Genomic DNA, 24,121 nt, shown 5'->3' on the forward strand with positions numbered 1-24,121 from the left:
CAAGATCATCGGGTTTCGTAAGCTTCGCGCCTTGAGGCGGCCACGAACCGGGGTCGCCGCGACCGCAGGAGGCGCTCCCGTGCCCGCGACACTGCAGTGCATCGTCCTGGACTGTCCGGAACCGGTGGTGCTCGCCCGCTTCTACCAGGCGCTGCTCGGCGGCGAGGTGGACCGGCCGGACCCGCGGTGGCGCGTCGACGAGGACTGGTCGACCCTGCACGCCGGCGGGATCGTCCTGGGGTTCCAGCGCTCGTTCGACTACCGGCCGCCGCGCTGGCCCGACCCCGCCTTCCCGCAGCAGTTCCACCTCGACTTCGAGGTCGACGACTTCCGGGAATCCCACCACCAGGTGCTGGTGAACGGCGGCCGGCTGCTGGACCCCGACCTCGGCGGCCGCGGCTGGCGCGTCTACGCCGACCCGGCCGGCCACCCCTTCTGCCTCCTCGGCGACTACTGACGCGAACTGCGGGACGGGCGCGCGTTCGGCACGATGGGGACATGAGCGTCGCTTTTCTCGGAACCGGAATCATGGGCGCGCCGATGGCGGCCAACATCGCGAAGGCGGGCTTGGAGGTCCGGGTCTGGAACCGGACCCGGGCGAAGGCCGAGCCCCTCGCCGACGTCGCCACCGTCGCCGACTCGGCGGCCGCCGCGGCCGAGGGCGCGGACATCCTGGTGACGATGCTCGCGGACGGACCCGCGGTCGCTTCGGCGTTCGAAGCCGCTTCGCCCGCTTCGGGCACGTTGTGGCTGCAGATGAGCACGGTCGGCCTCGACTGGACCGACCGCCTCGCCGCGGCGGCCGAAAAGGCGGGCGTCGTGTTCGTCGACGCGCCCGTGCTCGGCACGCGGACGCCCGCGGAGCAGGCGCAGCTGCAGGTGCTGGCGTCCGGGCCGGACGAGGCCCGCCCCGCGGCCACGCCGGTGTTCGACGCGGTCGCCGTCAAGACGCGGTGGCTCGGCCCGGCCGGGCAGGGGAGCCGGCTGAAGCTGGTGGTGAACGCGTGGGTGCTCGCGCTGACCAACGCGACGGCCGAGAGCCTCGGCCTGGCCCGCGGGCTGGGCCTGGACCCGTCGCTGTTCCTGGAGACGATCGAGGGCGGCGGCCTCGACGTCGGCTACGCCCACGTGAAGGGTGCCGCGATGCTGGCGGGCGAGTACCCACCGGCGTTCCCGGCGAGCTTGGCGGCGAAGGACGCGCGTCTGGTGGTCGAGGCGGCGGGCGCCGAGGTCGACGTGGCGGGGGCCCGCGCGGCGCTGGCCCACCTGGAGACGGCGGTGGAGGCGGGCCACGGCGAAGAGGACATGGCCGCGCTCTACACCGCGGTGATCAAGGAAAGCTGACCCCGGTTCCCGCCGCTAAGCCGGGAGGAGCGTGGCCAGGCGGTCGACTCCGAGGCCGCTCGTCATCAACCGCTCCTTCGCGTTCCCCAGCAGCCGGCGCGTCCACGGCGTGAAGCCGCCGTCGCCGACCTCGAGGAGTTCGTCGCCGAAGGACGCGTACACCTTGAAGCAAAGCCCCTCGTAGTACCCGCCGCGGCCGCCTTCGCGGTCCGGGAACGGGTGGACCGGTACCTCCGCCGCGGTGAGCAGGCCCTCGAACCGCGGGTCCAGCACCGTCACGCCGAGCGAGACCGCCGTGGCCCCCAGCGCACGGCACCCGGCCACCATCAGCCGCGCGTGCTCGGCCAGCGCCGCCCGCTCGAACTCCCGGTCGCCCGTGTCGCGCCCGGCCGTCACCGCGCCGAACAGCGAGAAGTGCGCGAACAACCCGGCCGGGACCGGCTGGGCGCGCACCACGCGCTGCACCGTCGCCAGCCGGACGACACCCCCGGCGGCGCGCCGCACCGCCGCCTCCAGGGCCAGCCCCGTCGTCGGGTCCGCGGCGACCTCCGTGCCGCGGCCGGTCGGCACCACCCGGTGCTGGGCCAGCCCGGTCACCGCCGAATGCGTGCCCAGCGGGACCAGCGGCGCGAGCGTCACCAGGTCGAAACCGGACGCCGCGCCCAGGACCGCGTCCTCGACCCGCCGCAGCAGCGCGAACGGCAGGGGACTCGGGCCGGTGAACCGGTCGGCCCGGTGCCGGCGCAGCACGTCCGGCCCGGCCAGCCGGGACGCCCGCCGCCGCGCGACCTCCAGCTGGACCGTCGTCAGGTCGGCGCCGGGCAACGCGGCCAGCACGTCGGCCGCGGCCCCGCCCGGGCCGGAGAGGATCCGGCGGCCCGGTCCGTCGTCGTGTGCCATCGCCCAGGTCTACCGCGCCGCCGCCGCGGGGAGCGAGGCGTTTTCCGGCCCGCGCGGGGTGACACGGTCGGGAACCGGGCCAGGCGGTAACCTCATCCGCACCCAAGACCCGTGAACCGAGGAGGGCCCGTGTCGGCAGGGCAGATCGCCGCGTTGATCGCCGCAGGAGCATTCGTGGTGCTGGTCGTCCTGCTGGCGATCCCGCTGATCAAGCTCGGCAAGACGCTGGACGCGGCCACCGAGGCGATCGAGCGCACCAACAGCAACACCGATCCGCTGCTGATCGGCGCGAACCAGACGATCACGCACGTCAACACCCAGCTCGAGCGGGTGGACGGGATCACGTCGAACGCGCAGGCCGTCACCGGGAACGTCTCCGCGCTGACGTCGGTGTTCACCGCGACCCTGGGCGGCCCGCTCGTCAAGACCGCGGCGCTGTCCTACGGGCTCAGCAAGGCGATCCGGGCGCGCAAGAAGAAGAACGCGCTGAAGGCCGCGAAGAAGGCGGCGAAGTGAAGCGGCTGTTCTGGCTCGGCGTCGGCGTGGTCGCCGGGGTCGCGCTGTCCCGCAAGGCCGCCGAAACCGCTCGTCAGGCCACTCCGGCCGGGTTAGCATCGAACCTGGGCGAGGCCGTGCGCGAGCTGGCCGGCGCCGTGGGTTCGTTCGGCGCGGAGGTCCGCGCGGGCATGAGCGAGCGGGAGCAGGAGTTGCACGACATGGTCGAGGAGCGCACGGGCGTCACCGCGCCCCGCGCCGAAGGACGGCACGCCGCTGCCGCCCGGCGCCCGGTCCGGCGAGCTCGCCGGGCGGAGGGCTGATCCGGGCCCGCCCGGAACCCTTCCGCCGTCGACGTCGCCCCGCTCTTCGCCACCCCCCGTCACCGATCCGACCAAAAGCAGGCCGTCCCTCGAGCGGAAGCAGCCGTTGCCGCGAAAGCCATCGGCCGTGACTGTGGTTGGATCGGTGACGAACAGCACAGCAAGGACAGACTCCGTGGACACACACGAAATCACCGATCGCTTCCTGCGCCATTTCGAAAGCAAGGGCCACACGCGCGTGCCCAGCGCGCCGCTGATCCTCGACGACCCCAACCTGCTGTTCGTCAACGCCGGCATGGTGCAGTTCAAGCCGTACTTCCTCGGTGAGGCGCCGCCGCCGTACCCGCGCGCGACCTCCGTGCAGAAGTGCGTGCGCACGCCGGACATCGACGAGGTCGGCAAGACCACCCGGCACAACACGTTCTTCCAGATGGCCGGCAACTTCTCCTTCGGCGACTACTTCAAGGAAGGCGCCATCGAGTACGCCTGGGAGCTGATCACCAAGCCCCAGGGCGAAGGCGGCTTCGGCCTCGACCCGAACCGCATCTGGGCGACCGTCTACAACGACGACGCCGAGGCGGCCGGCCTGTGGCGCAAGCTCACCGGGCTGCCCGGCGAGCGCATCCAGGAGCGCGACGGCAAGGACAACTACTGGGACATGGGCGTGCCCGGTCCCGGCGGCCCTTGCTCGGAGATCTACTACGACCGCGGCCCGGCGTACGGCCGCGAGGGCGGCCCGGTCGCCGACGAGGACCGCTATATCGAGATCTGGAACCTCGTCTTCATGCAGGACGTCCGCGGCGACCTGAGCCCCAAGCTCGGGCACAAGCCGATCGGCGTGCTGCCGAAGAAGAACATCGACACCGGCATGGGCGTCGAGCGGGTCGCGACGATCCTGCAGGGCGTCGAGAACGTCTACGAGACCGACCTCGTGCGCCCGGTCATCGGCCGCGCCGAGGAGTTCTCCGGCCGCCGCTACGGCTCGAACCACGCCGACGACGTCCGCTTCCGCGTCATCGCCGACCACGCCCGCACCGGCGTCATGCTGATCGGCGACGGCGTCACCCCGGGCAACGACGGCCGCGGCTACGTGCTGCGCCGGCTGCTGCGCCGCATCGTCCGCTCGACGCGCCTGCTGGGCGTGCAGGAGCCGGTGCTGCAGGAGTTCGCGAAGGTCGTGCGCGACACCATGGGTCCGACCTACCCGGAGCTGGTCAGCGGGTTCGACCGCATCAACGAGGTCGTCCGGATCGAGGAGGAGGCGTTCCTCTCGACCCTGACGAGCGGCTCGCGCATCTTCGACCTGGCGGCCGAGGAGACCAAGCGCGGCGGTGGCGACGTGCTCGCCGGCGACAAGGCCTTCCAGCTGCACGACACCTACGGCTTCCCGATCGACCTGACCCTCGAGATGGCGGCCGAGCAGGGCCTGACCGTCGACGAGGACGGCTTCCGCACGCTCATGAACGAGCAGCGCACCCGCGCGAAGGCGGACGCGGCGGCCCGCAAGACCGGCCACGGCGACCTCTCGGAGTACCGGAAGGTCCTGGAGCAGCACGGCGAGACCGAGTTCCTCGGCTACACCGACCTGCAGGCCGAGGCGAAGGTCGTCGCGCTGCTCGAAGACGGGCAGCCGGTCCGCAGCGTCTCGGCGGGCAGGAAGGCGGAGCTGGTCCTCGACCGCACGCCGTTCTACGCCGAGAGCGGTGGCCAGGTCGCCGACACCGGCGTGCTGCTCGGCGACGGCGTCGAGCTGAAGGTCCTGGACGTCCAGAAGATCGTGCCCGGCCTGTTCGTGCACCGCGTCGAGGTCGTCGACGGCGAAATCGGCCTGGACTCCAAGGTCACCGGCTCGGTCGACGCGCACCGCCGGCTGTCCATCGAGCGCTCGCACTCCGCGACGCACCTGGTGCACGCGGCCGTCCGCGGCGCGTACGGCAAGCGCGCGGCGCAGGCGGGTTCGCTGAACTCACCGGGCCGCATGCGGTTCGACTTCACCACGCCGGGCTCGGTGTCGGCGGACGTGCTGACCGAGGTCGAGCAGGAGGTCAACGACTACCTGCAGACCAACGTCGAGGTGCAGAGCTTCACCACGACCAAGGACAAGGCCCTCGAGCTGGGCGCGGTCGCGCTGTTCGGCGAGAAGTACGGCAACGACGTCCGCGTGGTCGACATGGGCGAGTACTCCCGCGAGCTCTGCGGTGGCACGCACGTCGACCGGATCGGCCAGCTCGGCCTGGTCAAGCTCGTCTCCGACGCCTCCATCGGCTCGGGCGTGCACCGCGTCGAGGCACTGGTCGGCTCGGACGCGCTGAAGTACGTCCGCAAGGAGCAGCTGCTGGTCTCGCAGCTGGCGAACACCTTCAAGGTGCCGTCGGACGAGCTGCCGGGCCGCATCGAGGACGTCCTGACCCGGCTGAAGAACGCCGAGAAGGAAATCACACAGCTCAAGACCCAGCAGGTGCTGGGCTCGGCGGGCTCGCTGCTCGACAAGGCGCAGGAGATCGGCGGCGTCACCGTGGTGGCGGAGGTCGTCCCCGACGTCGACGGCAACGGCCTGCGCGCGCTCGCCTCCGACATCCGCGGCCGGCTCGGCACACGGCCCGGCGTCGTGGCGCTGTTCTCCCCGGCCGGCGAGAAGCTGAGCTTCGTCGTCGCGACGACGAAGGCGGCGCAGGACAAGGGCATCGCGGCGGGTAAGCTCGTCCCGTCGTTCGCCGAGAAGATCGGCGGCCGCGGCGGCGGCAAGCCCGACATGGCCCAGGGTGGCGGCACCAACCCGGCCGGCGCGGCCGAGGCGGTCACCGCCCTCCGTTCGGCGATTGCCGGCATTGGTTAACCGCGGGAACCGCGGCCCGGATCGGCCAGGCAAGGACGATCCGGGCCGCGGCCGTCGGCTCGGGGTGGATGTCGGATCCGTCCGGGTCGGGGTGGCGCTGAGCGATCCGGCCCCCGTGCTCGCTTCGCCATTGGTTACCCTCTCCCGCGATGCGACCGACGACAGTGATCTGGACCAGCTGGCCGCCCTCGTCACCGAGCACGAGGTGGTCGAGGTGATCGTGGGCCTGCCGCGAACGCTCGCCAACCGGCAGGGTCCGGCGGCCGAGCTGGCGATCGCGTATTCTGAACGCCTGGCCGGGCGCGTCGCGCCCGTGCCGGTCCGGCTGGGCGACGAGCGGCTGACCACGGTCACCGCATCCCGCATCCTCTCCCAGCGCGGGGTCAAAGGCCGCAAGCAGCGTGCGGTGGTCGACCAGGCCGCCGCCGTCGAGATCCTGCAGGCCTGGATCGACGCCGCAGCTGCGCACCGCGCCCGGGAGGGAGACCGATGAACGAGCAGCCACCTGAGCCCCCACGCGGGCGCAGGCGACTCCGCGAGCCGGGACCGGCCACCCCGCCGCCGTCCCGGCCCGCACCACGCCGTGCGGACCCGCACGACCCCCACGCGAGTGGCTATCAAGAGCTTCCGCAGCCGTCGCGGCACGGTGGCTCTCACAGTGGCTCTCACGAGCTGCCCCAGCCGTCGCGCCGGGCACGGCCCGAGCCGGGGTACGACCCGCGCCGCGACGCGCCGCCGTCCGGCCGCCGCCGACGGCTCGAGCCGCCGGCCACGCTGCCCCCCGCCGACGACGAGTTCGACCCGCGGGACGCCGAGCGCTCCGCACCGGTCCGGGCCCGCCACGGCCTCGACGACGGTGCCGCCGACGGGACGCCCCCGCGCCGCCGCCGCGCGGCCCCGGATCCCGGTGAGCCCGCCGAACCCCGGCGCCGGCGTCCGGCCCCGGCGCCCGACGAAGCGGCCCCGCGCCGCCGCCGTCCCGCGCCGGTCCCGGCCGAGCCGGCGGACGCGCGCCGTCGCCGTCCGACTCCCGAAGAGCTGGCCGAAGCCGACGCCGCGCGCCGCCACCAGGCGATGCTCGACCTGGAAGAGGCCGCCGAAGCACAGGCGAGCCGCCTCCGCGGCGCGCCGGAGGACGAAGGCCCTGGTCCGCGCCGCTCGCGGGGCGCGTCGGACGAGGTGGCCGACCTCGCCCGGTTCCGGGCCGCGTCCGCCCCCGACGAGCCCGTGGAGCCGGCGCCGGGCCGGCGGCGTCGCGCCGCTCCCGACCCGGGCGAAGCCGCCGATCCGCGCCGTCGCCGCGCGGCACCCGATCCCGACGAGGCCGTCGAGGCGCGCCGGCGCCGGGCAGCGTTGGATCCCGACGCCGCGTCCGACCCCCGTCTCGGGGCACCGGAACCCCCGCGGCGGTCCGTCCAGCCGGGTGACCGCTCTGTCGGCGTGCCCGAACCCGGTGCGGAGCCGCCTCGGCGCCGTCGTCCGCCGCCCCCGCCCGTGCGCGAGGAGCCGGTGACCGACATCATCCCGGCGCAGGCCCCGGCCGAGCCGGCGCACGAGGAGCCCGAGGAGTTCTTCGCCGAGGACGACGAGTACGCGCAGTACGAGGACTACGACGAGTACGACGGCGACTACGAGGACTACGACGACGCCGAGTACGAGGACGGCTACGAGGAAGAGCCGGAGAAGCCGCGCAAGAAGAAGAAGGGCAAGCGCGCCCTCGGCTGGGTCGCCGCGCTCGTGGTGATCGTGCTGCTCGCGGGCGGTGCCTACTACGGCTTCAACAAGATCTTCGGCTACGACGACTTCGAGGGCTCCGGCGACGGCGACGTGCTGTTCCAGGTCGACGACGGCGACTCGACGTCGGCGATCGGCGCGAAGCTCGCCACGGCGGGCGTCGTCGCCAGCGGCAAGGCGTTCGTCAAGGCCGGCGAGGACAACCCGAAGCTGTCGCGGATCCAGCACGGCTTCTACGTGATGAAGTCGCACATGTCCGGGGCCAGCGCGGTCGACCGGATCCTCACGCCGGCGTCGCGGGTCGGCCAGCTGGAGATCCGGCCGTACACGCAGTTCGACGACATCACCCAGCCCGACGGCAAGGTCACGCCCGGCGTGTACAGCCTGATGGCGAAGGCGTCGTGCGCGCAGCTCGACGGCAAGAGCACCTGCGTGAGCACCGACGACCTGCGCAAGGTCGTCGACGGTGCCGACCTCAAGAAGCTGGGTGTGCCGGACTGGGCGGTCGAGCCCGCGAACAAGGCCGACCGCAAGGACCGCAGGCTCGAGGGCCTGATCGCGCCGGGCCTCTACGACGTCCGGCCCGGGGCGACCGCGCAGGAGATCATCGGGCAGCTGGTGAGCAGCTCGACCGCGGCGATCCAGAACGCCGGCCTGAGCCCGCAGTCGACCGGCCCGGAGATGACGCCGTACCAGACGCTGATCATCGCCTCGATCATCGAACGCGAGGCCGTGAAGGCCGACTTCGGCAAGCTCTCGCGGGTGATCTACAACCGGCTGGCGAGCAACATGCGCCTGCAGATGGACTCCACGGTCAACTACGTCCTGGACCGCCCGACCCTGGCGACCAACGACGGCGACCGGGAGAAGGCCGGCGCGTACAACACCTACAAGATCTCGGGGTTGACCCCGACGCCGATCTCGGTGCCGAGTCCCGAGGCTATCCAGGCGGCGGTGCACCCGGCGGCGGGTGACTGGTTGTTCTTCGTCAAGTGCGAGAAGAACGGCCTGTCGTGCTTCGCGGTGTCGTTCGACGACCACAAGAAGAACGTCGAGAAGGCAAAGGCGAACGGTGCGTTCTGAGCCCCGGCGGGCCGCGGTGCTGGGCAAGCCGGTGGCGCACTCGCTGTCGCCGGTGCTGCACGGCGCCGCGTTCGCCGCGCTCGGCCTGACCGGCTGGACGTACGAGCGGATCGAGACGAGCGCCGAGGAGCTCCCCGGCCTGGTCGCGGGGCTCGGCCCGGAGTGGGCGGGGCTCTCGGTCACCATGCCGGGCAAGCGCGCGGCGCTGGACCACGCGGACGAGGTGACACCGCGCGCGGCCGCCGTCGGCGCGGCCAACACCCTGGTCCGCACCGCCGCGGGCTGGCTCGCGGACTGCACCGACGTCGAGGGCGTCACCGGGGCGCTGCGGGCGGCGGGCGGCTACGAGCCGTCGCCCGGGGACACCGGCGTGGTGCTCGGCGCGGGCGGCACCGCGGCCGCGGCGGTCGTCGGGCTCGCGGAGCTGGGCGTGCGGCAGGTGCGCTTGGTCGTGCGGGATCCGGCACGAGCCGGCGAAACCCTCGACGCGGCGAAGCGTGCTTCGCTCGACGTCGACGTGCTTCGCTGGTCCGAGACGGACTTCGCGGCCCTGGGCTCCGCGGCGGTGCTGGTGACCACCGTGCCGCCGGACGCCGTCGCCGCGCACGTCGCCGAGCTCGCGGCCATCGCGCACGTCCTCGACGTCATCTACCACCCGTGGCCGACGCCGCTCGCCGAAGCCGTCGCGGCCCGTGGCGGCCGCCTCGCGACCGGGCTGGACATGCTGCTGCACCAGGCGTTCGGGCAGGCCGAGCACTTCACCGGCCGGCCGGCCCCGCGGGCGGCGATGCGCGACGCCCTGCGCGAAGCCACCGGGAACCTCCTGCCGCTGCCGATCTCGTAAATCCGCTTGCGCGTGTTGATAATCTGGCCGACTGCCTTGAAGAAGGGGGTCTACCGGAATGACCAGCCAAGAAGCGCTGAGCGAGGACGAGATCGAGTCGGGGTGGGTCGGCGGCGAGGCGCCGAAGCTCAACACCACGGTCACCCTCGTCGACTACGACCCGGAGTGGCCGGCGCAGTTCGAGCGTGAGGCCGAGCGGATCCGGGGTGCGCTGGGGGAGCGGGTGCTCGTCCTCGAGCACGTCGGGTCGACGTCGGTGCCGGGCCTGTGCGCCAAGCCCTGCGTCGACATCCTGCTCGAAGTGCCGGACTCCGACGACGAAGACGCGTACCTCCCGGCCCTGGAAGCCGCGGGCTACCAGCTCGTGATCCGAGAGCCGGACTGGGAGAAGCACCGCTGCTTCAAGGGCCCGGACACGAACATCAACCTGCACGTCTACTCGCCGGGCAACGGCCAGACGCCGCGCTACCGGCTCTTCCGCGACCGGCTGCGGTCGCACCCGGAGGAGCTGGCGCTTTACGCGACGACGAAGCGCGAGCTGGGTGCGAAGGAGTGGAAGTACATCCAGCAGTACGCCGACGCCAAGACGGCGGTGGTCGAGGAGATCCTCGCCCGCGCGCGGGCCGAGCAGTACGACGGCTACAGCGAGGCCTACGCGTCGCACGCGGAGAAGTCCGTCACCAACGCCCTCTACGACCGGCCCGCGATCGTGGACCTGGCCGGCGACGTCGAGGGCCTGAGCGTCCTCGACGTCGGCTGCGCGGCCGGGCACCTCAGCGCGTTGCTGGCCGGCCGTGGCGCCGACGTCCTCGGCGTCGACGCCAGCGCGGGCATGGTCGAGGTCGCCCGGCGGAAGTTCGGAGACGTCGCCCGGTTCGAGGTCGTGGACGTCACCGGGCCGCTGCCGCTGCCGGACGCCTCGATCGACGTCGTCACGGCGTCGGTCGTGCTGCACTACCTGAAGGACTGGACCGCCACCCTGGCCGAGTTCCGGCGGGTCCTGAAGCCGGGCGGCCGGCTGGTGTTCTCGGTGCACCACCCGGGCGAGGACTGGCGCTGGTTCGAGAAGGACGACTACTTCCAGCTCGAACTGCTCGAAGACGACTTCGGCCTCGACGGGAAACCGCACCCGGTCCGCTTCTACCGGCGGCCGCTGAGCTGGACGTTCCAGGCGGTGCGCGACGCCGGGTTCGCCGTCGACCGGCTGGTGGAACCGATGCCGGTGCCCGAGGCGGCCGACGTCGATCCGAAGTGGACGGTGAAGCTGCGGACCGAGCCGCGGTTCCTCTACTTCCGGGCGGTCAGTCCTTCTTAGCGAGGTCCTGGATGAGGTCGACGATCTCCCGGCTGACCGGGCGGAACATCCGCAGCCGGGAGAGCGCGGCCAGCCGCGCGAGCAGCGGCACGCTGCGCTCCACCAGCATCCGGCTGCGCTTCTGCCCGCGGGAGCGGTCGTGGACCCAGAACAGCACCACGCCCATCTGGTACAGCCAGAGCAGCTCCGGCAGCTGCTCGCGCAGCTCCGGGTCGAGCTTGACGTCGGAGCCGTCGACGACCTCGCGCATGAGGCCGATCGACGCCTCGCGGGCGGCCGAGGAGTCGTCGCTGAACGGGCTCAGCGGCGACTCCGGGTCGGCTGCGTTGACGAAGAACTGCGTGCCGAAGCGGTGGTAGGGCTCGGCGATGTCCAGCCAGCACAGCAGCACGGTCTTCAGGCGGGCGGCGAACGCGGTCTCGCCGCCGATCCGGGCGCGCGCCTCGCCGAGGTGCCGCCGCGCGATCTCGTCGTAGAAGCCCTGGATCAGCTGTTCCTTCGACGAGAAGTAGTAGTAGGCGTTGCCGACGGAGACACCCGCTCCGGCGGCGATCGCGCGCATCGTCGTGCGGTCGTAGCCGTTCTCGGTGAACAGCCGCATCGCGGTCGTGACGATCAGGGACCGCGTTTCCTCGCTCTTGGCCACGTGCGGCACGTTAGCGCCGGGCACGTCAGGGCGCGGGGAAGGGCGGGACCTGCGGCATGCCGTAGGGCATGGTCGCCGGGCGCGGTGCCTGCTTCGGCGCCAGGTGGTGGCGGCGGATGCCGTTGAAGATCAGCACGTTCGTCAGGTGCATCGCGCCGAGGATCAGCGCGACGACGCCGACCTTCACCGAGAGCAGCTCGAACACCTCGCGGGCGGTCGGCACCTCGGCGTGGCTGGTCAGGAAGAGCGTCACGAAGCCGAGGCTGACCAAGTAGAAGCCGACGACCAGCAGCTGGTTGACGGCGTTGGCCAGGCCGGGGCTGTCGGCGAAGACCTCGGTGAGGAAGGTGCGGCCGTGGCGGCTCAGCGTCCGGGCCACGAGCACCGTCAGCGGGATGCTGATCAGCAGGTAGAGGGCGTACGCGACGACTATCGGGTCCATGGGTCCTCCTTGTTTTGAACGTGTTCAAGAAGGGACGGTAGCGCTGAATTTGAACGCGTTCAAGAGGGCTGCGTCACGCGGCGGTCCTCGTGCCCTACGGTGAGATCATGCGGATCGCGATTCTCGACGACTACCAGGACGTCGCTCTGACCTTCGGTGACTGGGACTCGCTGAAGGCCGACATCACCGTCTTCACCGAGCCCCTCACCGACGTCGTGGGGCAGCTCCAGGGCTTCGACGTGATCGTCGCGATGCGCGAACGCACCCGCTTCCCCGCCGAGGTGCTCGACCGGCTGCCGGACTTGAAGCTGCTCGTCAGCACCGGCCCGCGCAACGCCGCCATCGACGTGCCGGCCGCGAAACGCAACGGCGTCGTCGTGTCCAGGACCGGGTACCTCGGCGAACCCACCGCCGAGCACACCTGGGCGCTGATCCTGGCCGCGTCGCGGAACCTGCCGCAGGAGTTCCGGTCGATGCGCGAAGGCGGCTGGCAGACGACCGTCGGCACGATGCTGCACGGCAAGACCCTGGGCCTGCTCGGCCTCGGCCGCCTCGGCGCGGGCGCGGCGAAGATCGGGCAGGCCTTCGGCATGGAGACCATTGCCTGGAGCCAGAACCTGACGCCGGAGAAGGCCGCCCCGCACGGCGTGACCGCGGTGGCGAAGGACGAGCTGTTCGCCCGCTCGGACGTGCTCTCGATCCACCTCGTGCTCAGCGGCCGCACCCGCGGCCTGGTCGGCGCCGCCGAACTCGCCGCGATGAAGCCGAGCGCGTTGCTGGTGAACACCTCGCGCGGCCCGATCGTCGACGAGTCCGCGCTGGTGGACGCGTTGCGGCGCAAGGAGATCCGGGCGGCGGCGCTGGACGTCTACGACGTCGAGCCGTTCCCGGCCGACCATCCACTGAGGACGATGGACAACGCGGTCCTGACGCCGCACCTGGGGTTCGTCGCGCGGGAGACCTACGAGATCTTCTACGGCGACGCGGTCGAGGACATCGCGGCCTTCCAGGCGGGGGAGCCGATCCGGCTCATGGAGTGAAGCGTGCGGCCCGCCGGGGCCCGAGGTCCCCGCACCGGCCCGGCGGCGGGCCCGCACGAGAACCATGACACCACCGGCAGCGCACGCCGGGCAGGGTCCAAAGACCCTGCTGAACGCGTCCGTTCGGCTTGACGACGGGCCCGCGCTGGTCGTGAGTGAGAAACAGCGTTAGAACACTGTTTCTCACTCACGAGAACGGGACCGCGTCCGGCGCGCAGGTGGTGCCCTCCGCCGGTGCGGCCGGATCCGTCAGATAGCGAACGACGGCCGCCGAGGCGCACGCGCTCGGCGCGTCCAGCGAAGTGTGGCCGTATCCGTCGACGACCAGCACCCGGCCGTCGCCCAGCTCGGCCGCCGTCGCCCGGGCGTTGTGCAGCGGGGTCGCCGGGTCGAACCGGTTGTTCAGCACCAGGATCGGGTTCGCGCGCCGCCGGTTCCACGGGCCGGTGTACCGGTCGTCGTCGTGCGCGGGCCAGCCGACGCACTGGGCCATCGAGAACACCGCGCCCAGCCCGAAATACGGCTGACGCGCGCTCTCCCGCGTCGCCAGTGCCGCATAATCCGCCGCCGAGGACGGGTTGTCGCTGTCGACGCACTGGACGGCCAGGAACCCGGGGGAGTGCGTCGGCACGTACGGGTCGAGCACCGGCGCGGCCGGACCGGAACCCACCGGCATCGCGGCCAGGGTCTGCGCGAGCCGTTTCCACCGCCCCGACTGGTACAGCGCGCTGTCGACGGTCCTCATCAGCGAGCCGACGCCCGGGCCGCGCGACGCCTGCGCGAAGATCCCGGCGAACCTCGCCTTCGGGTCACCGGCGGAGAACGCGCACTTCGGCCCGGCCGCGGCGCACACCGCGAAGAACTGGTCCAGCTCCTGCTGCTGCGCCCCGGCGACGTCGGCGCGGACGTCGACCGGCTCCTTCTCCTGCCTCGGCTTCCCGGTGGCGTTCGCGACGAGGTCGAGCGTGCCGTCGAGGGTCATCGCGCGGACCTTGTCCGGGAACAGGTTCGCGTACGTGCCACCCAGGTAGGTGCCGTAGGAGTAGCCGTAGAAGTTCAGCGTGGGATCGCCGACGGCCTGGCGCAGCAGCTCCAGGTCGCGCGCCACGTTCGCCGTCGACAGGTGGCTCAGCAGCGCCCCCGACCCGGCCGCGCACGCCCGGCCCGGCGCCGCGCTCGCCGCGAAGAACGCGTCCGGCTGACGCAGCGGCGAGCCCGGCGCGGGGGCGTGGTCGGCGCCGGGACAGCTGATCGGCGCGGACCCGCCGATCCCGCGCGGGTCGAAGCTCACCAGGTCGAAGCGGGCGCGCAGCTCGTCGGGGTAGCGGTCGGCGAACCGCGTCAGCTCACCGACGCCGTCCGTGCCCGGGCCGCCGAAGTTGAAGAACAGCGAGCCGACCCGCCGGCCCGGGTCGCTCGCCGGCAGCCGGATCACCGAGAGCGTGAGCGCGGTGCCCTTCGGCTCGCGGTAGCTCAGCGGCACGGACGCGGCCGCGCACTGGAACTTCCCGTGGCACGGCGTCCAGCGCAGCGCCGGCACGGCGGCGCCGTTCGTGCCCAGCGCGGGCGGGGCTTCGGGGGCGGCCGCGGACGGCGGCGCGGGAGCGGGTGCGGCCTGGGGTGCGCTGCAGGCGGCGAGCAGGAGCAGCAGGGCGGCGAGCAGGGCCTTCACGCGCTCAATTCCGCCAGGACGGCGTCGGTGTAGCGCGGCCAGACCTCGGCGGCCCACGGGCCGAACGCGCGGTCGGTCAGCGCGACGCAGGCCGCGCCCGCGTCCGGGTCGACCCAGAGGAACGTGCCGGACTGGCCGAAGTGCCCGAAGGTGCGCGGCGAGCTGTTCGCGCCGGTCCAGTGCGGGCTCTTGTGGTCGCGGATCTCGAAGCCGAGGCCCCAGTCGTTGGGCTTCTGGTGCCCGAACCCGGGCAGCACGCCGGACAGGCCCGGGAAGACGACATTCGTCGCCTCGGCGACGGTCGCGGGGTCGAGCAGCTTGGGTGCCTGCAGCTCGGCAACGAAGGCCACGAGGTCGTCCACAGTGGACTCCGCACCGGAGGCGGGCGAACCCGTCAAGGCGGTCGAAGTCATGCCGAGCGGGGCGAACAGCGCCTCGGCCTGGTACTGCGCGAAGGGGATGCCGGAGTGCTCGGCCAGCGCGTCGGCCAGCTGCTCGAACCCGGCGTTGGAGTAGAGCCGCCGCGTGCCCGGCTCGGCCATGGCCTTGTGCGCGTCGAAGGCGAGGCCGGAGGTGTGGGCGAGCAGGTGCCGCACGGTCGAGCCCTCGGGACCGGCCGGCGTGTCGAGCTCGACGACGCCCTCTTCGACCGCGATGAGCGCGGCGTAGGCGGTCAGCGGCTTGCTGACCGAAGCCAGCCGGAACTTCCGCGCGGTGTCGCCGTGGCGGCCCACGACGGTCCCGTCCGCGGAGACCACGGCCGTCGCCGCGTTGTCCACCGGCCACTCGTCGATCAGGCGCACGCTCTCCATGCGTCCACCCTACGAAACGCCACGAAGGCCCCCGCACCGGTGTCGGGGACCGGTGCGAGGGCCTTCGTGGATCCAGCTCAGGCGTCGAGGTCGGTGGCGACCAGCTGGGCGACCGCTTCCACGGCCTCCTCTGCACCCTCGCCCTCGGCGCTGATGACGACCTCGTCGCCGTACCCGGCGGCGAGGGTCATCAGGTTGAGCACGCTGCCGGCGGCCACCGGGCTCCCGCCGGCCTTCGCGATCTGCACCGCGACGGGTTGCGCCGCGGCCGCCTTCGCCACCAGCGCGGCCGGCCTGGCGTGCAGGCCCACCTTGCTCGCCACGGCGACGCGTTTCTCCGGCATGTTCGTCCTCTCCCTAAGGGGTGTTACGTCGGTTACGGATGTTACGCGGCGGCCGTGCGGTCGAGGTCGGCCTCGATCGAGTCGTCCTCACGGCCCGGCGTGCGCAGGTTCCACTTGGTGATCGCGAAGCGGAAGACCACGTAGTAGATCACCGCGTAGACGAGCCCGATCGGGATCAGCAGCCACGGCTTCTGCGCGGCGGGGGCCCCGAAGTTGAGCAGGTAGTCGATCGCGCCGGCCGAGAAGTTGAAGCTCTGGTGGATGCCCAGCGCGTTGCAGATCGCCAGCGAGGTGCCGGTCATGATCGCGTGGAACAAGTACAGCGGCCACGCGACGAACATGAACGAGAACTCGATCGGCTCGGTGACACCGGTCAGGAACGAGGTCAGCGCACCGGCGATCATCACACCGCCGACGACCTTCTTCTGCGCCGGGCGGGCCGTCTGCCAGATGGCGAGGGCGGCGGCGGGCAGCGCGAACATGAAGATCGGGAAGAAGCCCGTGGTGAAGGCACCCGCCGACATCTTGCCCGCGACGAAGTTGTTGATGTCACCGCCGTCGAAGATGAACCAGACGGGGACGTTGAGCAGCTGGTGCAGACCGACCGGGATGAGCAGGCGGTTCAGCGCGCCGTAGATGCCGCCACCGACGATCGGGGAGGCCGTGACCGCGTCACCGGCGGCCTGGATGCCCTGGTCGACCCAGTGGAAGACCAGGCCGAAGATCACGCCGAGGAGCACCATGACGCCCGCGGTGATGATCGGGACGAACCGGCGGCCGCCGAAGAACGCCAGGTAGGCGGGCAGCTTGATGCGGTGGTACTTCTGCCACAGCAACGCGGCCACGATGCCGACCACGACACCGGCGAGCACCGAGTAGGGCCACTTGATCGGCGCGAGCTCGGTGGCGCCGGCCTTGTAACCGGGCAGGTCGCTCAGCGGGGCGAACACCTGGATGACGGCGCTGAAGACGAAGAAGCCGACGACCGCCGCGACGGCGGTCGAGCCGTCGCCCTTCTTGGCGAAGCCGACCGCGATGCCGACCGCGAACAGCAGCGGCAGCCAGTTGAACAGCGTGCCGCCCGCGGCGCCCAGCACCGAGGCGACCTTGTTCCAGCCGAGGCCGTCCTTGCCGAGCATGTCGTCCTGTCCGAACCGCAACAGGATGCCCGCCGCCGGGAGCACGGCGATGGGGAGCATGAGGCTACGGCCGAAGCGCTGAAGACCGGCGAGACCGCTGCCGCTCTTCTTCGCCCCCTCCGCGGTGGTGGAGCTCATCTGGATCCTCCATAGTGGGGTGGTTGACCGGGTTCCGGGGTGTTCCGGTCCAACTGCATGGTCACCTGGTAATGATCTCCCCGGTACCAGGACGTGATGTCTTCGATCGGGTCGCCGTTGGCGCTGGAGACCCGGCGGAACACGAGCAGGGGACTGCCGGCACGCATGCCGAGCAGCCGGGCCGTCTCGCGGTCCGCGCCTTCGGCCCAGACCGTCTGCCACGCCTGGTCGGGACGCACGTCGTACGTCTCGGCCAGCTGCGCGTAGATGGACTGGGTCAGGTCGAGCTCGAGCAGGCCGGGAGCCCGGCCCGCGTGGTACCAGCCGCGTTCGACGGCCAGGGGCACGCCGTCGGCGTGGCGCAACCGCACGAGGTGGTGTGCGGGGGCGCCCTCGGACAGCCCGAGGGCGTGCGCCGAGGCGGTCGGCGGGACCTCGGTGGCCGCCGAGACCACCTCGGTCGTCGGGGTCAGCCCCCGCCGCCGCATGTCGTCGGTGAACGACATGAGGTAGAGCTGCAGCTCCATCCGCCGGGCCGCGGTGAACGTGCCCTTGCCGCGGACCCGGGCGAGCAGACCTTCCTCGACCAGCTTGCCGATCGCCGATCTGACCGTGAGCCGCGACACGCCGTAGCGCTGGGCCAACTCACGTTCCGACGGGATCGGCGCACCCGGGGGGAGCTCGCGCTCCACCGTGCGGCGGAGGATTTCCCGCAGCTGGGCGTGCTTGGGCGTGGGCCCGTTGACGACCCGGTCGGGTGGCGGGACGTGCGCTGCCGCGCTCATCGGCGTCACCCTCCTCGTTCTCGCGTCACCGGGGACCGGTGCTCGCGTCCGGCCCGGAACATTGGTACGTTCCGGTCTAGACCAATGATCTGATGGGGCAGGATGCTCCGCCGTGCGGACGGGTGTCAACCACCGTTATCCGTTCGTGGCCCGCGGCGGGGTGCATGCCGACGAACGGCGTAGTACAGGTGGACACGCGGTGCGCGTCAGGTTGGGAACAAACAGTGATCAAGGAGACCGCGATGGCGGATGACAGGCCGGAAAAGATCCTCGCCGCACTCGGCGGCTCGGAGAATCTCACCGAGATCGAGGGTTGCATCACGCGGCTGCGCTGCGAGGTCGAGGACATGAGCCTCGTCGACGAGCCGGCGCTGAAGAAGGCCGGCGCCATGGGCGTGGTCAAGATGGGGTCGTCTGCTCTGCAGGTGATCGTCGGGCCGGAGGCGGACACGATCGCCAGCGACATCGAGGACCTGCTGTGAGCCTGGAGATCCTGAGCCCGGTCGCCGGGCGCGTGGTGCCGATCACCGAGGTCCCGGACCCGGTGTTCGCGCAGGCCATGGTGGGTCCGGGCGTCGCCGTGCAGCCCTCGGGCGGCCGGTCCGACGCGGTCGCGCCGGTCGACGGGACGGTCGCGACGCTGCACCCGCACGCCTACGTCGTCGCGACCGAGGACGGCAAGGCCGTGCTGGTGCACCTGGGCATCGACACGGTCAAGGAGAAGGGCGAGGGCTTCACGCTGCACGTCGTCAAGGGCGAGCAGGTGCGGGCCGGCCAGCCGATCGTCAGCTGGGACCCGGAGGCGGTGACCGCGGCGGGCTACTCGGCGATCGTCCCGGTCGTCGCACTGGACGCCTCGGCGGACGTGCTGTCCGGTTTGGACGCCGAGCGCGACGTCGCCGCCGGCGAGAAGCTCTTCGGCTGGGACGCCTGAGGTCTTCGTGTCACGCGAAGGGCCCTTGTGGACAGTCGTCCCCAAGGGCCCTTCGCGTGCTCCCGGCCCGTCAGCCGGTCACGACCTTCCCGTTTTCGACCTTGACCGGCACGCTCGGCAGCGGCTTGTTCGCCGGGCCCTGCTTGACCTCCCCGGTGAGCGCGTTGAACACCGAGCCGTGGCACGGGCAGACGAGGTCGGCGCCCTTCGGGGCGACGGTGCAGCCCTGGTGCGTGCAGATCGCGCTGAACGCGGCGCACGCCGATTCGGACGTCCGGGCCACGATCACGTCGGAGCCGTCCGGGGCCTTGGCGGCCTTCGCCTGGCCGACGGGGACGTCGGCGAGCGCGACCAGCGGCGTCCCGGCGGCGATCGGCGCCTGCGCGGTGCCCGACTTGGCGTCGTCCGAAGAACCGCAGGCGGAGAGCGCGACGGCGCCCACGGCGGCACCTGCGACGGCGGCACCCGTGGTGAGGACGGTGCGGCGGGAGTGGGTTTCGGCAGTCATGCCCCTCTAAACGAGATCGACACCCCATCGGTTCAATTCGCGGTGAACCGGATCGGCCCCTGCTCCGTGTATGTACCCGAGTGGGTGTGGAGTGGAGGATCGATCATGGTGAGTTGGGTTCTACGCATCGTCGTGGCGGCCGCGCTGCTCGGCTCGGCGGGCGTGCACTACTTCCTGTGGACCGAGGACTACCCGGGCATCGTCGGGCCGTTGTTCCTGCTCGACGCGATCGGCGGCCTGGTCCTCGCGATCGCCGTGCTGGCCTGGCGGCACTGGCTGCCCGCGCTGGGCGCGGTCGGTTTCGGGGTGCTGACGCTGGGTGCGTACGTCCTCGCCGCGACCGTCGGGTTCGCCGGGAACCACGACCAGTTCAACAGCCAGCCGGAGTACTGGGGCGTCATCACCGAGGCGGTCTGCATCGTCGGCGGCCTGGCGCTGTTGTTCGTGAAGGACCGGCGCCGAGTCGCGGCCTGAGTCCGTGGGGGAAGTCGCCGAAGACGCGCTGATGCGCGCCTTGCACGAGGAACACGCGGGCGCGCTGTGGTCGTACGCGCTCCACCTGACCTCCGGCGACCGGATCCGGGCCGAGGACGTCGTCCAGGAGACGCTGCTGCGCGCCTGGCGGTCGACGGCGGTGCTGGACCAGTCGCAGGGCTCGGCGCGGGCGTGGCTGTTCACGGTCGCGCGGCGCATCGCGATCGACGGCTGGCGCTCGGCGTCGGCCCGGTCGGAAGTGATGACCGACCAGCCGCCGGAACGCGCGGTCGGCGACGGGACCGACCGCGCGGTGCAGGGCTGGCTGGTCGCCGAGGCGCTCGCCGAGCTGTCGGAGCGGCACCGCGAGGTGCTCGTGCTGTGTTACTTCCAGGGCTATTCCGTGGCGGACGCGGCGACGCGGCTCGGTGTGGCCGAAGGGACGGTCAAGTCCCGGACGCACTACGCGTTGCGCGCGTTGCGCCTGGTGCTCGAGGAGAGGGGGGTGACCCAGTGAGCGAGGACCCGTTCGCGACGTTCGACGCGGCCTACGTGCTCGGGGCGCTTTCCCCCGAGGACCGCCAGCGCTTCGAGCAGCACCTGCGCACGTGCGACCGGTGCGCGTCCTCGGTGCGGGACATGGCGGGGCTGCCGGGGCTGCTGGCCAGGGTGGACGCCCCGCCCGCGGTGCCGGACGCGGGCCCGCCACCGCCGGACCTGCTCCCGACGGTGCTCCGCCGCGTCCGCCGCGGCCGCCGGATCCGGCTCGCGGTGACGTCCGCGTCGGCCGCGCTGGCGGTGTCGGCGTGCGTGGCGCTGGCGGTGGTGGCTTCGGCGCCTTCGCCTGCTCAGCCGCCTTACACGGCGATGACCTCGTTGGGTGAGTTCCCGGTCCGCGCGGATGCCAGCCTGGCGGCCTTCGACTGGGGCACGCAGGTCGACATGTCGTGCAGCTACACGGGCGACCGCAGCAGCGGCGAGTACGTACTGGTGGCGATTTCCCGCACGGGCGTGGAGACCCAGCTGGCGACGTGGAAGGCGGTCCCGGACAACACGGCCCGCATCGTGATCGGCACGGCCTTGAAGCGGACCGATCTGGCGGCGCTGGAGGTGCGTGGGGGGACCAGCGGAAAACCGCTGTTGCGGTTGACGTTGTGAGGGGTCGGTGGCTCGTCCGGGACGCAGGGGGTTCCGGACGGGCCGCCTGATTCTTTCCGTGCCCGGCCCTCGCGCCGTCTCGATCCGAGTGGTTTCGGCCGACATTCCGCGCCCGGCGTGTCGCCCACAGGAGTGAAAACCGGCCCGGAACGTAGCGAACGGACCGTTCGCTGCGCCCGCCATTTGCCCAGCTCAGCCCGGTCGCCGCACCCTGGACCCATGCCCCCGACGATCTTCGTCCTCACCACCGCGGCGGCCGCCGGAGCCGTCACCGCGCCCCTTGCGGCGTGGGCCCTCGCCCGCGCCGACGCCCCGATCCCGGTCTGGCGCGCCGCCGCGCTGGCCGCGGTCGGCGTCGCCATGGTCACCGCGCGGTGGCAGGCGGGCGGCCGGCCCGGCTGGTGGCTGCCCGTGCCGGTCGTGCTGACGGTCATCGCCGTCCCGCTGGCCCTCGCCGACCTGCGTCACCTGCGCCTGCCCGACGTGCTGACCCTGCCCGCGTACCCCCTCCTCGGCGCGGCGATCGGAGCGGCCGCACTCGGCGGCGGCGGCCCGTCCCTGGCAGCACGCGCGGCAGCGGGCGCCCTCCTGTTCGGCGGCGCCCACGCCCTGGTCGCCCGCGCGGTCCCGGGCAGCCTCGGCGCGGGCGACGTGAAGCTGTCCGGCAGCCTGGGCGCGGTCCTGGGCGCGACGGGCTGGCCGGCCCTCGCACTCGCGGCGATCCTGGCGGCTCTGTTCAGCCTGGCCATCGCGATCGCCCAGGAGGTAGGCCGCCGACGCCCCGGCACCCGAGCAAGGGAGGCGCCATCAGCCTGCCTTCGACCGGCGCAGGAGCCGCATCCGGCACCCGCCGCGCGCCCGACGTCAGCCACCGAACGACCGGTGCCCGTCCTGCCCCCAGCGCCGACCGCCGTTCGGCACCCGGCGCCCTCAGCCGTCAGACCCCCGGCGTTCGTCCTGCGCTCGGTATCGGCGGCCGGCCGGCGCCTCGGTCTGCGCCTCGCGTCGTCAGGTGCCGAGCGACCGGCGTCCGTGCCGCGCTCGGGCCGGCACCGCGGCCTTCGACCGGCGCCGTCAGCCACCACCCGACCGGCCTCCGTCCCACTCCCAGCTCCGTCGGCCCGCCCGCACCCGGCGCCGTCGGCCACCACGCGGCCGGCGTCCGTTCCACCCCTGGCTCCGCGGGCTCGCCCGCACCCAGCGCCGGCGGCCACCACCCGACCGGCCTCCGTCCCACCCCCAGCTCCGCCGGCCCGCCCGCACCCGGCGCCGTCAACCACCACCCGGCCCACACCCATCCCACCCCCGATTCGTCCCTTCGGCGGCCACCGAGTGCCCCATGGACCCGCCCTCCTCGCCGCCACCTGGCTGTGCGCCCTCTTCCCGGGTGCGCCATGACCGGAACACTCTTCGGGCCCGCCCGGCCCCCGTGACAGGATTGAGCCCATGTTGCGCTGGATCACCGCAGGTGAATCGCACGGACCCGCGCTGGCCGCCGTGCTCGAAGGCATGCCCGCCGGCGTCGGCGTCACCACCGCCGACGTCACCGAGCAGCTCGCCCGGCGCCGCCTCGGCTTCGGGCGCAGCCCGCGGATGGGCTTCGAGACCGACCACATCGACTTCCTCGGCGGCGTCCGCCACGGCCTCACCCAGGGCGGCCCGGTCGCGATCCAGATCGAGAACGCCGAGTGGCCCAAGTGGGAGCAGGTCATGGCGGTCGACCCGGTCGACCCGCAGATCCTCGAAGGCCTCGCGCGCAACGAGCCGCTCACCCGGCCGCGCCCGGGTCACGCCGACCTGCCCGGCATGCAGAAGTACGGCTTCGACGAGGCCCGCCCCGTCCTCGAGCGGGCCAGCGCACGCGAAACCGCGTCGCGGACCGCGCTCGGCACCGTCGCGCGGAACTTCCTGAAGCAGCTGCTCGGCGTCGAGATCCTCAGCCACGTCGTCTCGATCGGCGGGGCCGACGCCCCCGAAGGGCTCGTCCCCAAGCCGGAAGACCTCGCCGCCATCGACGAGAGCCCGGTGCGCGCCTTCGGCCAGGAAGGCACCGACGCCATGGTCGCCGAGGTCGACGCCGTGCGGAAGGCGGGCGACACCGTCGGCGGCGTCATCGAGGTCCTCGCCTACGGCCTGCCGCCGGGCCTCGGCTCGCACGTCCACTGGGACCGCCGGCTCGACGCCCGGCTCGCCGGCGCGCTGATGGGCGTCCAGGCCATGAAGGGCGTCGAGGTCGGTGACGGCTTCACCACCGCCCGTCGCTGGGGCAGCCAGGCGCACGACGAGATCGACCGCGGCACCGGCCCGGTCGGCGTCACCCGCCGGTCCAACCGCGCGGGCGGCCTCGAAGGCGGCATCACCAACGGCGAGCCGCTGCGGGTGCGCGTCGCGATGAAGCCGATCTCGACCGTCCCCAAAGCACTGTCCACAGTGGACGTCAAGACCGGCGAGTCCGCCGTCGCCATCCACCAGCGGTCCGACGTCTGCGCCGTGCCGCGCGCCGGCGTCGTGCTGGAGTCGGTCGTGGCACTCGTCCTCGCGGACGCCGCGCTCGAGAAGTTCGGCGGCGACTCCCTCGCCGAGAGCAAGCGCAACGCCGAGGCGTACCTGAAGGCACTCGAGGAGCGCTGGTGAGCCCTCGCGCGGTGATCATCGGGCCGCCCGGCTCGGGCAAGAGCACGGTCGGCCCGCTGCTCGCCAAGGCGCTCGGCGTCGAGTTCCGGGACAGTGACGACGACATCGTCGCGCGCACCGGCCGCACCATCGCCGACATCTTCGCGGACGACGGCGAACCCGCTTTCCGCGCACTGGAAGAAGAAGCGGTCGCCACCGGGCTGGCGGAGCACGACGGCGTGCTCTCCCTCGGCGGCGGCGCCCCGCTCACCCCGGGCACCCGGGCCCGGCTGGCGGAGCACACCGTCGTGTTCCTCAACGTCGGCCTCGCCGCCGGGGTCCAGCGCACCGGCCTGTCGTCCGCGCGGCCGCTGCTGGCCGGGGTGAACCCCCGCGCCACGTTCAAGAAACTGCTCGACGAGCGGGCGCCCGTCTACCGCGAGGTCGCCACCATCGAGGTCGCCACCGACGACCGGACGCCCGCCGAAATCGTCGCGGGCCTGGCGGCCGAGCTCACCGTCCCCGCCGAAGCCAAGGAGTGA

General features: G+C 72.4%; 27 protein-coding genes. 18 read left to right on the forward strand and 9 right to left on the reverse strand.

The annotated features are described in order from the left end of the window. The first annotated feature begins 79 nt into the window (after nucleotides 1–79). Both AA23TX_RS10550 and AA23TX_RS10555 read left to right on the forward strand, forming a co-directional pair. Nucleotides 80–457: a VOC family protein gene (locus AA23TX_RS10550; RefSeq protein ID WP_155542368.1), complete on the forward strand. Its 378-nt coding sequence runs from the start codon at nucleotides 80–82 to the stop codon at nucleotides 455–457. Nucleotides 458–498: 41 nt separating this feature from the next. Next, nucleotides 499–1,344 carry an NAD(P)-dependent oxidoreductase gene (locus tag AA23TX_RS10555; protein WP_155542369.1) on the forward strand — a complete coding sequence of 282 codons (846 nt, stop codon included), beginning with the start codon at nucleotides 499–501 and terminating at the stop codon, nucleotides 1,342–1,344. A gap of 15 nt (nucleotides 1,345–1,359) precedes the next feature. Here AA23TX_RS10555 and AA23TX_RS10560 read toward each other — a convergent pair whose 3' ends face one another. After that, nucleotides 1,360–2,244, reverse strand: a complete 885-nt coding sequence (locus AA23TX_RS10560) for a hypothetical protein (protein WP_155542370.1) — start codon at nucleotides 2,242–2,244, stop codon at nucleotides 1,360–1,362. 129 nt (nucleotides 2,245–2,373) lie between these two features. On the opposite strand from AA23TX_RS10560, the gene AA23TX_RS10565 reads away from it, so the two are divergent. The 7 genes from AA23TX_RS10565 (at nucleotide 2,374) to AA23TX_RS10595 (ending at nucleotide 10,874) form a co-directional block, all read left to right on the forward strand. Further along, nucleotides 2,374–2,760, forward strand: a complete 387-nt coding sequence (locus tag AA23TX_RS10565) for a DUF948 domain-containing protein (RefSeq protein ID WP_086865270.1) — start codon at nucleotides 2,374–2,376, stop codon at nucleotides 2,758–2,760. Continuing rightward, nucleotides 2,757–3,062, forward strand: coding sequence for a hypothetical protein (locus AA23TX_RS10570; RefSeq protein ID WP_155542371.1), 306 nt, complete (start codon nucleotides 2,757–2,759; stop codon nucleotides 3,060–3,062). The genes AA23TX_RS10565 and AA23TX_RS10570 overlap by 4 nt, the downstream gene beginning before the upstream one ends. 175 nt (nucleotides 3,063–3,237) lie before the next feature. Then, complete coding sequence (alaS, locus tag AA23TX_RS10575) at nucleotides 3,238–5,898, forward strand: alanine--tRNA ligase (RefSeq protein WP_155542372.1); 2,661 nt, start codon at nucleotides 3,238–3,240, stop codon at nucleotides 5,896–5,898. Between the two features lie 64 nt (nucleotides 5,899–5,962). After that, entirely contained in the window at nucleotides 5,963–6,391 is a 429-nt protein-coding gene (gene ruvX / locus AA23TX_RS10580) for a Holliday junction resolvase RuvX (protein ID WP_230862612.1), read from the forward strand. Beyond that, complete coding sequence (gene mltG / locus AA23TX_RS10585) at nucleotides 6,388–8,715, forward strand: endolytic transglycosylase MltG (RefSeq protein ID WP_155542373.1); 2,328 nt, start codon at nucleotides 6,388–6,390, stop codon at nucleotides 8,713–8,715. The genes ruvX and mltG overlap by 4 nt, the downstream gene beginning before the upstream one ends. Next, complete coding sequence (locus tag AA23TX_RS10590; protein ID WP_155542374.1) at nucleotides 8,705–9,559, forward strand: shikimate dehydrogenase; 855 nt, start codon at nucleotides 8,705–8,707, stop codon at nucleotides 9,557–9,559. Before mltG ends, AA23TX_RS10590 begins: the two co-directional genes overlap by 11 nt. Nucleotides 9,560–9,617: 58 nt before the next feature. Beyond that, nucleotides 9,618–10,874: a GrpB family protein gene (locus AA23TX_RS10595; RefSeq protein ID WP_155542375.1), complete on the forward strand. Its 1,257-nt coding sequence runs from the start codon at nucleotides 9,618–9,620 to the stop codon at nucleotides 10,872–10,874. On the opposite strand, the gene AA23TX_RS10600 is transcribed toward AA23TX_RS10595, so the two are convergent. Together AA23TX_RS10600 and AA23TX_RS10605 are read right to left on the reverse strand one after the other, a co-directional pair. Further along, on the reverse strand, nucleotides 10,861–11,520 hold the full coding sequence (locus AA23TX_RS10600) for a TetR/AcrR family transcriptional regulator (RefSeq protein WP_155542376.1): 660 nt from the start codon (nucleotides 11,518–11,520) through the stop codon (nucleotides 10,861–10,863). The genes AA23TX_RS10595 and AA23TX_RS10600 overlap by 14 nt on opposite strands. A 25-nt stretch (nucleotides 11,521–11,545) precedes the next feature. Continuing rightward, nucleotides 11,546–11,962 (reverse strand): hypothetical protein, encoded by a 417-nt coding sequence (locus AA23TX_RS10605; protein WP_155542377.1) that lies wholly within the window; start codon nucleotides 11,960–11,962, stop codon nucleotides 11,546–11,548. 107 nt (nucleotides 11,963–12,069) lie between these two features. Between AA23TX_RS10605 and AA23TX_RS10610 the strand changes: the two genes are divergently transcribed. Continuing rightward, nucleotides 12,070–13,002, forward strand: a complete 933-nt coding sequence (locus tag AA23TX_RS10610; protein ID WP_155542378.1) for a D-2-hydroxyacid dehydrogenase family protein — start codon at nucleotides 12,070–12,072, stop codon at nucleotides 13,000–13,002. Between the two features lie 187 nt (nucleotides 13,003–13,189). Here AA23TX_RS10610 and AA23TX_RS10615 read toward each other — a convergent pair whose 3' ends face one another. The 5 genes from AA23TX_RS10615 to AA23TX_RS10635 form a co-directional block, all read right to left on the reverse strand. After that, complete coding sequence (locus AA23TX_RS10615) at nucleotides 13,190–14,674, reverse strand: alpha/beta hydrolase (RefSeq protein WP_155542379.1); 1,485 nt, start codon at nucleotides 14,672–14,674, stop codon at nucleotides 13,190–13,192. Continuing rightward, complete coding sequence (locus AA23TX_RS10620; RefSeq protein WP_155542380.1) at nucleotides 14,671–15,486, reverse strand: serine hydrolase domain-containing protein; 816 nt, start codon at nucleotides 15,484–15,486, stop codon at nucleotides 14,671–14,673. Before AA23TX_RS10620 ends, AA23TX_RS10615 begins: the two co-directional genes overlap by 4 nt. Nucleotides 15,487–15,563: 77 nt before the next feature. Next, nucleotides 15,564–15,830, reverse strand: coding sequence for an HPr family phosphocarrier protein (locus AA23TX_RS10625; RefSeq protein WP_013224593.1), 267 nt, complete (start codon nucleotides 15,828–15,830; stop codon nucleotides 15,564–15,566). Nucleotides 15,831–15,871: 41 nt separating this feature from the next. Continuing rightward, nucleotides 15,872–17,107 carry a PTS transporter subunit EIIC gene (locus AA23TX_RS10630; RefSeq protein ID WP_155542381.1) on the reverse strand — a complete coding sequence of 412 codons (1,236 nt, stop codon included), beginning with the start codon at nucleotides 17,105–17,107 and terminating at the stop codon, nucleotides 15,872–15,874. Further along, a complete protein-coding gene (locus AA23TX_RS10635; protein ID WP_155542382.1) occupies nucleotides 17,104–17,892 on the reverse strand; it encodes a GntR family transcriptional regulator in 789 nt (262 codons plus the stop codon). Before AA23TX_RS10635 ends, AA23TX_RS10630 begins: the two co-directional genes overlap by 4 nt. A gap of 242 nt (nucleotides 17,893–18,134) precedes the next feature. Here AA23TX_RS10635 and AA23TX_RS10640 point away from each other — a divergent pair, with 242 nt between their 5' ends. Together AA23TX_RS10640 and AA23TX_RS10645 are read left to right on the forward strand one after the other, a co-directional pair. Then, nucleotides 18,135–18,374 carry a PTS sugar transporter subunit IIB gene (locus AA23TX_RS10640; RefSeq protein WP_196425271.1) on the forward strand — a complete coding sequence of 80 codons (240 nt, stop codon included), beginning with the start codon at nucleotides 18,135–18,137 and terminating at the stop codon, nucleotides 18,372–18,374. Further along, complete coding sequence (locus AA23TX_RS10645; protein WP_155542384.1) at nucleotides 18,371–18,826, forward strand: PTS sugar transporter subunit IIA; 456 nt, start codon at nucleotides 18,371–18,373, stop codon at nucleotides 18,824–18,826. Before AA23TX_RS10640 ends, AA23TX_RS10645 begins: the two co-directional genes overlap by 4 nt. Before the next feature lie 70 nt (nucleotides 18,827–18,896). On the opposite strand, the gene AA23TX_RS10650 is transcribed toward AA23TX_RS10645, so the two are convergent. Next, the gene (locus AA23TX_RS10650) at nucleotides 18,897–19,334 is read right to left on the reverse strand and encodes a QcrA and Rieske domain-containing protein (RefSeq protein ID WP_155542385.1); all 438 of its coding nucleotides are present in this window, start codon (nucleotides 19,332–19,334) and stop codon (nucleotides 18,897–18,899) included. Between the two features lie 105 nt (nucleotides 19,335–19,439). Between AA23TX_RS10650 and AA23TX_RS10655 the strand changes: the two genes are divergently transcribed. The 6 genes from AA23TX_RS10655 to AA23TX_RS10680 all read left to right on the forward strand — a co-directional run bounded on the left by AA23TX_RS10655 (nucleotide 19,440) and on the right by AA23TX_RS10680 (nucleotide 24,121). Beyond that, entirely contained in the window at nucleotides 19,440–19,808 is a 369-nt protein-coding gene (locus tag AA23TX_RS10655; protein WP_155542386.1) for a hypothetical protein, read from the forward strand. Between the two features lie 4 nt (nucleotides 19,809–19,812). After that, nucleotides 19,813–20,325: a sigma-70 family RNA polymerase sigma factor gene (locus tag AA23TX_RS10660; protein ID WP_155542387.1), complete on the forward strand. Its 513-nt coding sequence runs from the start codon at nucleotides 19,813–19,815 to the stop codon at nucleotides 20,323–20,325. Then, on the forward strand, nucleotides 20,322–20,966 hold the full coding sequence (locus AA23TX_RS10665; protein ID WP_155542388.1) for an anti-sigma factor family protein: 645 nt from the start codon (nucleotides 20,322–20,324) through the stop codon (nucleotides 20,964–20,966). Before AA23TX_RS10660 ends, AA23TX_RS10665 begins: the two co-directional genes overlap by 4 nt. Nucleotides 20,967–21,185: 219 nt before the next feature. Next, nucleotides 21,186–22,364, forward strand: coding sequence for an A24 family peptidase (locus AA23TX_RS50040; protein ID WP_230862413.1), 1,179 nt, complete (start codon nucleotides 21,186–21,188; stop codon nucleotides 22,362–22,364). Between the two features lie 48 nt (nucleotides 22,365–22,412). Then, entirely contained in the window at nucleotides 22,413–23,600 is a 1,188-nt protein-coding gene (aroC, locus tag AA23TX_RS10675; protein ID WP_155542389.1) for a chorismate synthase, read from the forward strand. Further along, nucleotides 23,597–24,121, forward strand: a complete 525-nt coding sequence (locus AA23TX_RS10680) for a shikimate kinase (protein WP_196425272.1) — start codon at nucleotides 23,597–23,599, stop codon at nucleotides 24,119–24,121. Before aroC ends, AA23TX_RS10680 begins: the two co-directional genes overlap by 4 nt.

This window comes from Amycolatopsis camponoti, assembly GCF_902497555.1.
GTDB classification, from domain to species: Bacteria; Actinomycetota; Actinomycetes; order Mycobacteriales; family Pseudonocardiaceae; genus Amycolatopsis; species Amycolatopsis camponoti.